This window comes from Arthrobacter livingstonensis (assembly GCF_003219815.1).
Classification (GTDB): Bacteria; Actinomycetota; Actinomycetes; order Actinomycetales; family Micrococcaceae; genus Specibacter; species Specibacter livingstonensis.
This window is the reverse complement of record NZ_QJVD01000026.1, coordinates 1-11,917: the sequence shown is the minus strand read 5'-3', so window position 1 is coordinate 11,917 and position 11,917 is coordinate 1. Positions and strand designations below refer to the sequence as shown.

Below are 11,917 nucleotides of genomic sequence, written 5' to 3'. Positions count from 1 at the left end.
AAGAGGCTATTGTGCAAACGCCGGGCGCAGCAGGCCCTCGGTGACGGCCTCGGCCGGGTCGGTGCCCAGGTGCACGATCTTGTTGTCAGCGTCCACATGGACCACGTTCGGCACATAGCCGCGCGCCTCGGCGTCGCTCATTTGGGCGTAAGTGATCAGGATGACCAGGTCATCCACGTTGACCAAGTGTGCGGCGGCACCGTTGATGCCGATCACGCCTGAGCCGCGGTCGCCCGCGATGGTGTACGTCTCAAGCCGGGCGCCGTTGGTGATGTCCACAATGGCGACGAGTTCGCCGGGCAGGATGTCCGCAGCGTCCAGCAGATCCGCGTCGACGGTGACGGAGCCGACGTAGTTCAGATCGGCGTGAGTCACGGTGGCACGGTGAATCTTGGACTTAAACATTGTTCGCATCATAACGGCACCAGTCTACCGTGCCGGACCGAGGGCGGATTGTGAGTTCGCTTGCGGCGCTGGCGGCGGATGTCCGTCCTTGGTCCTACGCTAGAAGCGGTGTAAGAGCTAGTGCAGCGGTCTAACCTGGTAGCCTGGAGTGAAGCGAAAAGTATGAGGAGTCTAGGGTGATACCCGTTATTGATGTCTTTGCAGGGCCAGGCGGTTTGAACGAGGGTTTTTCCAGCGTTCGAGACGACTCAGGAGCGCGGGTCTTCCAGACTGTTGCCTCCATCGAGATGGAGGCTTCCGCCGTAGAGACTTTGCGTCTCCGAAGCGCAATTCGGATTCTCCGTGAACACGAAACTCCAAGAACAGTTGCATTTAAGAGATTTCTTCGTAAAGAAATGACATTTTCTGAAGTCAATGAGGACTCTGACTTCAAATTAGCCTATAAAAAGGCTATTGAAGAAGTCCATCAGTTTGAGCTCTCCGAGTCTAGCCGCGCCGAATCCGACCTGATAATCAAAAAAGCGCTAGGACATGAATCCAATAATTGGGTTCTAATTGGTGGGCCCCCTTGCCAAGCGTACTCACTGGCTGGCAGGTCACGTCGTACGCACGACGTCACATTTGAAGATGATCACAAGCACTTTTTATACAAAGAATATTTGCACATCATCGAAACGCACAAACCGACGATATTCGTTATGGAAAATGTTAAGGGCCTACTTTCGTCAGTGAATCGTGGGACAAAAATTTTTGATCTAATCCGACGTGATTTAGCCGCGCACAAAGATGGACTCAAATACGACTTATACTCGATGGTAAAAGAGGGAACCGATGAGGACCTTGATTCCACAGATTTCCTCATTCGCTCGGAAGAGTATGGAGTGCCACAGAAGCGGCATCGCCTTATCGTCGTCGGAGTGCGCCGGGATAGTGGAATCGCACGACCTAGCATTTTGAAGCGCAGCAATAGGGTGACGGTTGCAGACGCCATTGGGGTACTGCCAAAAGTGCGTTCAACTATTTCCCGTCGAAATACTGGCGATCTCACGGACTGGACGAGAATCAGAAATTTGGTTGGTCCGTATGTTCGAGGTTCGTCGTTCAACCCGCCCAAATCGAACCAGATGGGCGCAATTTCAACGGCTAAGACAAAGCGCATACCAGTTGAGGATCTAAGCGAAAGCGTCGAGGCATATCAGGGATTTGTCCGTCCTGACATGATCGCCGGTCTTCCCACGTGGAACCATGAGGCCAGGGCGCACATGGCGCAGGATCTTCTTCGATATGGTGTGCTGAGCTTGATTGCGAAGGAAAACGGAGGTCCCAGCCCTAAGGTTCGAGACTTGGACCGTGAGCTATGGCCGAATCACAGGAACATTGACGCGGATGTTGTTCCGTTTGCTGACAGGTTCAGGGTGCAAGTTAACGACCTGCCGTCGACGACGATTGTCTCCCATATTGCCAAAGATGGTCACTACTACATTCATCCCGATCCGGATCAGATGAGAAGCCTGACGGTTCGCGAAGCGGCTAGGCTGCAGACTTTCCCTGATGACTATATTTTCCTCGGCAATCGAACCCAGCAGTTCACCCAAGTTGGAAACGCCGTTCCGCCGCTGTTGGCAAAGCAGATTGGTGAGAAGATCGCGAAAGTCATGAATCCCGGAGTGTAGTCAACATGGCCGATTCTGCCTCGTTGAAGACTTCGTCTACGAAATGGGTCAGCTGACTCTCTTGCATGATGAATACAGATAGAACAGCCATCCGACGCGTAAAGCGCTTACTGGCGTCCCTCAGGACACGTGTAGCCCTGATCTTGCTCGGTGAGGTCAAATAGCGGGTGCCGACGGCTTTCGCGAACGATGGATATGCGTAGAGGGACGGGCGTTCAAGTATCTGCACTGTTTCGTCTTCGCTCAGTTGACTTGCCAGCTCTGGGCCCAATATATATCCTCTCCACCAAATTCGTCCAAACATATTTCTGTTCAACATATAGAGGCGTTCTTCATTTATGGACCACCTATTCTTCTCCGTGTCGAAGTATCCAAATCGCCACAAAGTGATATCTGCCAAAAGTCTGAGATTGAAAAAGTGCCACACGTTCATATTTGAAGCTTCCGCGGGACTCATTGCAACTTCTTCTTGAAATATCTTGAGCAATTCTCCCTCGAACGTGACCTTCAGGCGAGAAGAAATTTGATTTGGATATCCATAACTTTTGGCGATTTCAACTATTTTCTGTCGCAAAAAGTGTAATTCGGAATTTTCGCTTCGAATTTCGGCGAAAGGATAAAATTCTGCACCGACAATTGTGATGTTATCGCAGATTTTTTGAATTTGAACTAATGGTAGTTCCCTGATCGCCGTCCAGTCCTGCACAGCTTGGGCTAAAGTTATTCGCGGGTAACAGAAAAAGACTGGAGTCATAGTCTCGCTCCGTTAACCAGTGCTTGAAGTTTGGCTTCCACGCGTCCAGGGTCGTCTTGGTGTTCCGCCTGCACTGATTGCAAAGATGGCCCGACGAGTTTAATCACACCTGTGAGCAGTTCACCCAATGAACCGTCTGGGTAGGTATAAGTCGTGTCCAAATCGGGATGACGAAGTGCCTCGGACAGGAGCTGACGAACGAAGTCGATCTGGAGGAATTGCAACCAGATTAGGCTGATTGTTGTGTCCGACTGTTCAATTAACGGCTCCATTTCAGGGTTGTCTGTGTTGAGCCACAGCCACAGTGCTGAATTCGCCGATTCTTCCAAGTCTCGCGTTAAGAACCGCAGCCACCACAAAGAAGACTCAGGATGTTGGATTCCGTGATCCGCAAAAGACACGGGTAATAGTGGCAGCTGCCCTGCGTTACCTTCCAAGACGAGTTTTGATGACGTCCGAAAGACGGTTTGACCAATTTTGCTAGGTGCGAATCCGTCGATGTGGAACTTGGAGGGCGACGCAACTGTCAGGAGTAGCTCGAGATCTAGCTGTCCGCTGATACTGCCAGGCGGCAGAGTAAGCGAGATCTCTTGACGTCCGTCGACGAGACGGATGGGTTGACTTGGGATGGCAACGGGGGATGGTTTGCATTTGGCGACGACGAGCCAGGCAAACTGCAAATCATTCGCGACCTCCAATGCTCGCCTCGCTTCATCCATATCCACGATGACTGTGCATGAAACTCCAACCGTGGAGAAATAGTTCCACTCTGGGAGGGCGCCGTCCACTGACCGAGTTACTTGGCCGTCGAGGGAGAATTCCCACTCCACATCGCGAACAATCCGCTCATCCAATACTAAGTGCCCGAGGCTGACATACTTCATGGAGCCACAACTTCCAGTGAGGCCGTGGAGCTAACAGCAGTATCCGCGGGCTGCGTAAAGATTGCCAGGTAGCTCGCTTCCGTTGGGGTCTCAACTATCAGGGTCTCAACCAGCTCATCGTCGCCGTCAACGATCCAACCGACGAACTCCGGCCGGGCTGCCATCAGCGGTCCATCGTTTGATTCAACGCCGCCGGTGCCGAGGACGATGTGGGCATGTGCAGTGACGGAGAATTTCTCCTTTGGTTTTCCCCCGCTAATTACAAACGGAAATCCTACGCGATTGTTACCACCAAATTTGAACAATTTGGCCGGTCCAGACGGTCGTATTGTTGTACGACGCGAACTTATCGACGAGCCAGGACTTGGCAAACCTGAGCCGGCTTGCGGTTCTATCGAACGTGCACCTTGACCTTTAATCCCAGTAATTAGGCCGCCTAGGGCGGATGAAATTCTCGTTGCACCGGCGACCCGTTGGCTGGCCGTTGCGGCTGTTGAGTCGGAGTACAGGCTCTTGAATACGGCATCGATACTGAGCATGGCACTGCGTACATAGTTCCTACGACCATCCTTCTCGGCTTTCATGACGACCCAGTCGTCATGGGCGACAGGCTCAGAGGATGCGAAGAACTTGTCGACGCTGTCATCGGCGACGAAGACAGAGTAGACGGAGAAATCACCGGCGGGGGCCGTGACCGGTAGATACTTGACGACCATTCTCGGCTTCCGAAGCAAAGCGACTGTGTTTTCCAGCGATCGGACGTCGCCTAGCTGGTGCAGGGCCTGTCGCAAGACCAGAGCTCCGAGGTGTTTCTGGGGCCGCTGAGAGTCAATAGGTTTCAGTATTGTCTGCGCCGATTGTGGGTCAATACCGGTCTCGTTACTTCGCATCATGTCGACATAGCCTTGAGCGAAATGACGGATCATCGGGTCTTCGAGCGGGCGAATCGGCGCAAGTGCTGCTCCGTCAAAAGTAAATGAAAATTCTACGTTCGGACCCGATCCGACGTCCATTGCATGAGGCCAAGCCCATTTGAGCGCTGCGTCTCGAATAGCGTTGATCCTGTCTTGGATATGAGCATCCCCCCTATCACCGTCGAAGCGTTTTGGATCAATAATCATGATGCAGGTCCCCGACTCGTCGGGTTCAGGTACGGGCATTCCAACGGTCTCAGCGATGAGCCGGGCGTCTGTTCCGGTGGCAGGATCGACAATCTCGTCCTCTGCGATAATGCCCCACCAATTTCGTCCAGTGTATTTTAGGTTGTTGTCGTCATAGTCTTCATCCCCGCCCGAAACTCCGATGAGGCGGTTCTCTATGGCACCGTCCACCAAGGCTTGGGAGTAGACGAGGCACATTCCGACATCGCTCGACTCGTAAAGTACGCCCTTGCCGAGACCATAAGTGCCTCCTTCGAGCCCCTTGCTCTGACTGCGACCAAAATTACGGACAAAGTCTACGAAATCGCGTTTTTCATTCATTTTAGAGGCAAAATTCGCGCGGATTGGACCTCCCAAGCCTCGAGTTCCATAGTCGGAAATGGTCAACACTCGCAGGCGACCGTTTGCTAATTTCCCTGGTAACTTGAGTGATGCGCCTTGGGGCGGAAGCTCACCAAAAACTTCGTTTACAAGGACGGAAGACTTCTCTTCCGGCAGTAAGGTTTCTGCAATGCAGAACCGGATGTGCTCGCCAAGACGGGCATCCCAACTATTTTGAAGAGATTCCCGGAGTAGCACGCTCCACAAATCAAGCGATGTCTTTCCCATGGCGTTTTGAATCGATTTTGCATCGCCGCTCCCAGTGGCCTCCCACTGATGGCGGTACAGGCTTAGACGGATGGACACTATTCACCGGTCATTTCGAGGTCTTCCAGCGGAACCAAGGTCTCCTCCAGCTGTCCCAAGTCAACTGAATATTGCAAAGAAGATATCTTCTCCAAGAAACGGCCATAAGTGAGAGTCTCATGGGTGATTCGTGGGAATTCTGAATCAACTAGGACGGTCTTAGTGGCAAGGACTGAAAATGTATAGGCAGAATAATGGCCAACTTCGGTCTCGTGATATCCGACCTCTGCCAGTCTTCGTAGGAGTTCCAACCTGTCAATGCCTGAATCGTAAAGTCGCTGCAAAAGTTCAGGGACAGAATCTGCTCCAAGGATGCGCTCGATCTGATGGGCAACGACGTAAAGGGGGAGGTCGTTAGTCGCTTCCAACTGACGCACACCGTGGAATGCCACAATTAAGTTGTTGTGGTTTGCGGTCGTTTTGACCTCAAAAGAAGCGTTGCTGAGCTCAAAGTCGTGACGGTTCCCCTGAGGGCCTGTCCAAGCTGCCAAGCATCCGGCACCGTGGTGAAAGGACAACTGTTCCAAAAACAAAAGCTCACCGTATAGTCCTGCGAGCTGTGCTTCACTGAGGAGTGGTTGCTTTGTATCCTTCAGCATCTCCCGCCAGCGATCAACGACCATTCGCGTGACGGTATTCGCGTCTTCGGGGTGCTCCGCCACCGAACTCAATACGTCGTCGACGAGGTGTCCAAATTGTGTGAGTAGTCGTTCGGACTTACATTCAAGCGCCAAGAAGAGCGTTTCGACGCCCTTCACCATTAAATTCCTGTATCTAAAGGTGATGGACTTGTTGTGCCAGTCCATATTTGTATTTGTGTCTCTTGAGACCGGTATCAGAAGCGTTGGAAATCCGTTTCCGTCGATCGCGTGTGCAACGGCACCGTCACTGGTTACGATGTCGGTTGGGCGAACGGTCAACTTGGAAGCTGCAGGTAGCTGACTTTGCAAGTAAGCAAATATCGAGTAAGACGATTCTTGGGGGGTGCTCATTTGGCTTGAGCCTCCTCTTGGAGTGCGTTCTTTTCGTCTTGGTCGTCGGCGGCGTCGATTTCATCCTCAACATCCTCAAGGTAGTCCGTGTCGACATTGGCAGTCACGTAGTCGACGGTGTCGGATTCATCCCGTGCTTCAGGGAAGATCAGGCTGATTCCAATGAGATGTTCTTCAGCGTCAAGAGCAATTCGTTCAACATTCCGCCGAGCCGCTGAGGCCTCTAGTGGAACTTGAAGTCCTTCGGCCACTCTTGGGGCCTTGGCATTCGGGCGTGAATCCTTATTAATCGGATAGATGACCAAGAGTCCGACTTTGTCGAGCCCCCGCATTTTTCGTGCTGTCCGGAGGTGGTGGTCGCGGACCTTGCTTTCGTTCGGCAAGCCAAACGATTCTGCCACGATTTTTTTATCAATGTCCAAGTCAGCAAACCGATCCCAAGTAGAGGAGATGGCTTTCAGATTTGCAGTGCCGGGGGTCGCGGGCGACAGCTTGCTTCGTTGAAGCAGCTTAAGCGGCTCGTCCATCCCTAGCGTCAAGTCCGAAACATCCCCATTCTTGCGTTCCATGAAAACGACGTTCCACTTCGTCAGATAGCCCTTCTTGTTCTGGCCTTGGATATACTTGCAGATTGGTTCTGGGTCAATCGTTCGTGCATTCTTGTGGACCTTGTACTCATGCAGGAACTGAAGGATTGAATCAGAATCGACGCCCTCAAATCCGCGAGTCTGGGCGTTTGGGAATTCGTGTTCGTTATGTCCTGCACGCTTTGCGTCGGCAACAAGGCGTTCTGTGGCGACAATATTCCCAGCAAGCCAACTTTGGTCTTCATTATGGAATAGAATTGTTTGGACTTTGGTGCCTGAGTAACTGACCCGTGCCTTGACGGCACTCCGCATTTTTGCAGCGGATGTGATCGCCATTTGCGGATGGGTCCGAATGCGGACGGGCAGTTGTGCCGGGGTTTTTCGCTCTTTGGCGTAAACGTCGATTTCTTCGCGGATTTCAGTCTCGACCGTGGACAAAGCGAAGAACCAATCTCGCAACTCGGCCGTCATCCAAATACGGACGAGATCCTCGTACCCTTTCCGGTATCCGAACCATCGTCCCATTTGCAGCAGTGTGTCGTAGGCCGAAGACGCGCGAACAAAGTAGCTTGAAATTAGCCCTTCCAGCGTCAGCCCACGAGAAAGCGTGTTTCCGCCAACGACGATCGCCGTCTGCGGTTCATTTTTGGGATAACTTAGTCTCTCCTCGGACAGATAATTGTCTACGACGACCTTAGCCTTCGCCAAGGTCCCGTCTAGGCCGTCGATGACCGTGTCCGTTTCAATGCGCATATTCTCGAATGCCCCTGCGTCTACTTTTGCGGTCTCGGTTTCCCAAAGAGTCCTCAGCTCGTGCAGTAGAGCCGGTTCCCCAACGGCGTAGGCGCCTCGGATCTGATGTAGTTCAGACTCAATGGCATCCCTGGTTTCCATGTGTGCCAAGGCGCGCATCGACGTATGGACCAACATTGATGAGTGGCGAATTTCATTAGAACGAATGCGCCGGGCGGTGGTGGCAAGCAAAAACCATAGAATCGATGTCCTGAGAGAGCTCGGAATCTCCGCTGTCCAGGAAATGAAGTCTTCTTTCTTTGTGGGGGGCCGAACAACGGCCGCATCATCCGTCGAGACTATTCGAACGATGTCTAGGCCATCGTCAGGTGTGATGCCCTCTTCGGCTTCGAGGGACCCGAAGATGCGCTCGGGCCCGAAGTATGCGTCGGGCCGCGGAAGACTCACAATGAAATTGCGTGGGTAGAGGTCTGACTCATCTTTGGGATCAATTAGAAGGTTTGCGAACGGGGTTGCGGTGTAGGCGATGTATGCGGACTTGGGATGCGACAGAAGTTCTCGAATCAGTTTGTTGATCGTGGACTGCCGGCGCGCACCGACGTCGATGGACGCTTGGTCCGCTTCGTCATCAATGACTAAGATTGGGCATTTTGCCAAGGTGGTCGCCGAAGCACTTTTCAGCCACTTATTGAGGCGTCGGAGTCTCGCAGGGTTCTTCTTTACGACGGCGAGCAGCCGCATTTCGTCTTGGTTTAGCAGCGCGTTCGCAGTGGTGACTTCGCAGAAGTCATTCTTCTGAGTCGTGAGGGGATGGATTTTGGATCGGTTTGGGAATGCCAGGTAGTCATCGAGCCGCTCTTGAGTCTGACGACGCAGGTTGTCTGTCGTTCCAGAGAGGATGATGATCATGCGGTAACCGAGGTCGGCAGCCTTGGCTATCACGGACATGAAATTCGTGGTCTTCCCGCTTTGGACATATCCTAGGACTAGCCCTCGGGTATCGATAAGCTGTTTGCCAGGAAAGTCTCCAAGTGAAATGACGCGTGAAGAAGACTTGTCGACATCGACTACCCCGTCGGCAATTTCCGAACTTAGCCGATTGTACAACGGGGGCCAGAAGACATCGGATTCCTTGGGCCCTCCGTACCAACTCTCCATGTCGAATGGGCTCATTGTGCTGCCGCCTTCTTCGTCGTCCCACTCCTCAACGAGATGGCAGCGTTTTTCGTAGGTGTGCCGTCCCTCAGCCAACATTTCTGGGGGGACTCTGAAGAAACCCGTCGACAACGACTGAGCGGCAGCTGCGATACTCATCCCGCCACGTACAAGGCCTTCAATATGATCGGCGACTTCGCCGACGTTCTTCTGGTGCTCAATCTGTTCCGGAGTTAGCGGTTCTGTCGATAATTTGGGCACGAACGGGACTTCCGATCTGTGAAAAAGGGCTGAACGATTTACCTATCTTCAGATACTACCCAGCCACTACGACATTCCATTGGTGTTCGGTTCCAGTCGCTGACATACGAAACATTTGCGTCCTGAATTCGACTTGTGAGCTCGCTTACCGCCGGCTCAGGGGGGTGAGTTTGCGGCCCATGATGGCCCGTGTCAGCGCATCCACCACCTCGGTGTTGGCGAGCGGGTTGCGGATCAGCGTGAAGTCCACGTCGCCCACGGGCGGCAGGTCAAAGCGTTTGGTGATGATTTTCAGGTCGTCGGGAACCAGCGACGTCGGCATGACCGCAATGCCGATGCCCGCGCGCAGTGCCGCCAGCACCCCGCTGATTTGTTTAGTCGAACAGGTGATCCGCCAGGTCCGGCCAGCCTCCTCCAGTGCGTCAAGGGCCAGCTTGCGGCTCAGGCTTGGCGCCGGGTAGATGATCACGGGCACCGGTGAGCGCGGCTCCAGGACCGTTTCCTCCAGCCCCACCCAGGCAAAGGTGTCCTGCTTGACCACCTCACCTTCCTGGGTGCCGGACACCCACTTCACAAACACCAGGTCCAGCTGCCCGGCCTTCAGGCGGCGGTGCAATTGGTCGCTTTGGCTCACGGTGAGCTCCAGGTTGATCTGCGGATACAGCTGGCGGAATTCACGCAGGATGCGGGGGAGCCCGGTGATGGCGAGGTCGTCAGCAGTGCCAAAACGCAACCGCCCGCGCATTGCCGCGCCTGAAAAATATCGGCTGGCGGCGTCGTTCGCCGCCAGGATCGTGCGGGCAAAACCGGCCATGGCGTCGCCGTTGTCAGTCAGGCGCACATCCCGGGTGTCCCGTGCCACCAGCACGCGCCCGGCTGCCTGTTCCAGTTTGCGCACATGCTGGCTGACCGTGGGCTGGCTGACGCCCAGGCGCTCGGCCGCCCGGGTAAAATTTCGGGTCTCCGCCACGGCGAGGAAACTCTTAAGCTGCGCCGGGTCAAAAGTGGGCGTGTCATGCATGCGGTGCGCCACCTAACTATTACGGAATGCAATGGTAATTATATTCACCATACTCTTTCGGCATGGAGTCGCCGTCCGTAGGCTTGAAGGGATCCAAATTTCCCCGCCACTTCCAGCCGATGGACCTTCGCTTTGACGCCCCCTCCAGCAACCCAAAATGCTGCCCTGACCGCACCCATCAACATCGTCGCCACGCGCCCGCCGTGGAACCAAACCTTCTCCTCGCTCAAGATCCGCAACTACCGCATCTTTGCCTCCGCCAACCTCGTCGCCGTCATTGCCGTGTGGATGCAGCGCGTCGCCCAAGACTGGATGGTATTGGAACTCTCCGGCTCCGTTACGGCCGTCGGCATCACCGTTTTCATGCAGTTCATCCCGTCCCTGGTGCTCATGCCGCTCGGCGGGATTCTGGCCGACCGATACTCCAAGCGCCTGATCCTGATGATCAGCCAGGGCTCCGCCGGCCTCCTGGCCACCACCATGGCCGTGCTGGCGCTGACCGGGAACCTGGAAGTGTGGCACATTTACGTCATCGCATTCGTGCTCGGGCTGGTGGTGGTGGCCGACCAGCCCGCCCGCCAGGTTTTTGTCAACGAACTCGTCGGACCCCGCCAGCTGCGCAACGCCATCAGCCTGAACTCCTCCATCTTCCAAATGGGCGGCATGATCGGCCCGGCCGTCAGCGGCATCCTGATCACCGCGGTGGGCGGTGGCTGGGCCTTCGCCGCCAACGCGGTGGCGTGCAGCGTCACTGTCGGCTCGCTGGTCTTCATCCGCCCGGAGGAGCTGGTGAAAATGGCCCCGGCGAAGCGGTCCAAGGGACAGCTCATGGAAGGTGTGCGTTACGCCCTGAGCAAGCCCACCATCTTCTGGCCCGCCGTCATGGCAGGGTTCTTTGCCGTCTTTGGCCTCAGCTTGGCCGTTCTGATGGCGGCCTACGCGAACAACGTGTTCGACGCCGGTGCCGGGGGCTATGGCCTGCTCAACACGCTCGTTGCGCTCGGGGCCCTGGCCGGTGCGCTGGCCTCGACCAGGATTGCCGTCCTGCGGCTGCGTACCGTGATATCCGCGGCCGGCGCCTATGGAATAGTGCTCATGTTCGCCTCCCTGTCACCGAACATGGTCACCTTTGGTGCCGTCATGGTGGTGGCGGGGTTTGCTTCCCTGCTGTTCTTGACCAATTCCAATCAGCTGGTCCAAATGTCCACCAATGTGCTGATCCGCGGCCGTGTCATGAGCTTGTACATCATGGTGCTCATCGGCGGGCAGGCCCTGGGCGGTCCGCTAATGGGGTGGCTGGCCGAGCATGTGGGCGTGCAATGGGCCATGCTGGTTGCCGGAGGCATGCCGGCCCTGGCGGCTGCCACGATTGGCATCACGCTGGCCAGGCGGGGGCAGCTCAGACTTCGAGTCAACCTTCGCAGCTTGAGGCAGCCCCTGTTCATCGTGCCCCGGGCAATCCAGTAGGCACGCACCCCTTTTCGCGAGCATTTTAGAGTCTCGGCGCGCCCCCCGGGGAATCATGTCAAGATGCCCGCGTGGTTTTCTTCGTGGAATCATTTGATAATGCCCGCAGGGATGGTTG

The 11,917-nt window shown here is 54.9% G+C and carries 9 protein-coding genes; 2 read left to right on the top strand and 7 right to left on the bottom strand.

What is annotated here, in order from left to right; genetic code table 11:
• Positions 1-6: 6 nt before the first annotated feature.
• Positions 7-417 (bottom strand): aspartate 1-decarboxylase, encoded by a 411-nt coding sequence (panD, locus tag CVV68_RS18625; RefSeq protein ID WP_110502503.1) that lies wholly within the window; start codon positions 415-417, stop codon positions 7-9.
• A gap of 164 nt (positions 418-581) precedes the next feature.
• On the opposite strand from panD, the gene CVV68_RS18620 reads away from it, so the two are divergent.
• Positions 582-2,078 carry a DNA cytosine methyltransferase gene (locus CVV68_RS18620; protein WP_110502502.1) on the top strand — a complete coding sequence of 499 codons (1,497 nt, stop codon included), beginning with the start codon at positions 582-584 and terminating at the stop codon, positions 2,076-2,078.
• On the opposite strand, the gene CVV68_RS23265 is transcribed toward CVV68_RS18620, so the two are convergent.
• From CVV68_RS23265 to CVV68_RS18590, 6 genes are all read right to left on the bottom strand, one after another.
• On the bottom strand, positions 2,059-2,832 hold the full coding sequence (locus tag CVV68_RS23265; protein ID WP_146238959.1) for a DUF6339 family protein: 774 nt from the start codon (positions 2,830-2,832) through the stop codon (positions 2,059-2,061). The two genes, CVV68_RS18620 and CVV68_RS23265, sit on opposite strands and share 20 nt — an antisense overlap.
• Positions 2,829-3,716, bottom strand: a complete 888-nt coding sequence (locus CVV68_RS18610; protein WP_110502500.1) for a hypothetical protein — start codon at positions 3,714-3,716, stop codon at positions 2,829-2,831. The genes CVV68_RS23265 and CVV68_RS18610 overlap by 4 nt, the downstream gene beginning before the upstream one ends.
• On the bottom strand, positions 3,713-5,563 hold the full coding sequence (locus tag CVV68_RS18605) for a hypothetical protein (protein WP_146238958.1): 1,851 nt from the start codon (positions 5,561-5,563) through the stop codon (positions 3,713-3,715). The genes CVV68_RS18610 and CVV68_RS18605 overlap by 4 nt, the downstream gene beginning before the upstream one ends.
• Positions 5,563-6,555, bottom strand: coding sequence for a PD-(D/E)XK motif protein (locus tag CVV68_RS18600; RefSeq protein ID WP_110502498.1), 993 nt, complete (start codon positions 6,553-6,555; stop codon positions 5,563-5,565). The genes CVV68_RS18605 and CVV68_RS18600 overlap by 1 nt, the downstream gene beginning before the upstream one ends.
• Positions 6,552-9,311 carry a Z1 domain-containing protein gene (locus tag CVV68_RS18595; RefSeq protein WP_146238957.1) on the bottom strand — a complete coding sequence of 920 codons (2,760 nt, stop codon included), beginning with the start codon at positions 9,309-9,311 and terminating at the stop codon, positions 6,552-6,554. The genes CVV68_RS18600 and CVV68_RS18595 overlap by 4 nt, the downstream gene beginning before the upstream one ends.
• Before the next feature lie 145 nt (positions 9,312-9,456).
• Complete coding sequence (locus CVV68_RS18590; RefSeq protein WP_110502496.1) at positions 9,457-10,332, bottom strand: LysR substrate-binding domain-containing protein; 876 nt, start codon at positions 10,330-10,332, stop codon at positions 9,457-9,459.
• Positions 10,333-10,464: 132 nt separating this feature from the next.
• On the opposite strand from CVV68_RS18590, the gene CVV68_RS18585 reads away from it, so the two are divergent.
• Positions 10,465-11,799, top strand: a complete 1,335-nt coding sequence (locus tag CVV68_RS18585) for an MFS transporter (protein WP_110502495.1) — start codon at positions 10,465-10,467, stop codon at positions 11,797-11,799.
• Positions 11,800-11,917 lie beyond the last annotated feature (118 nt).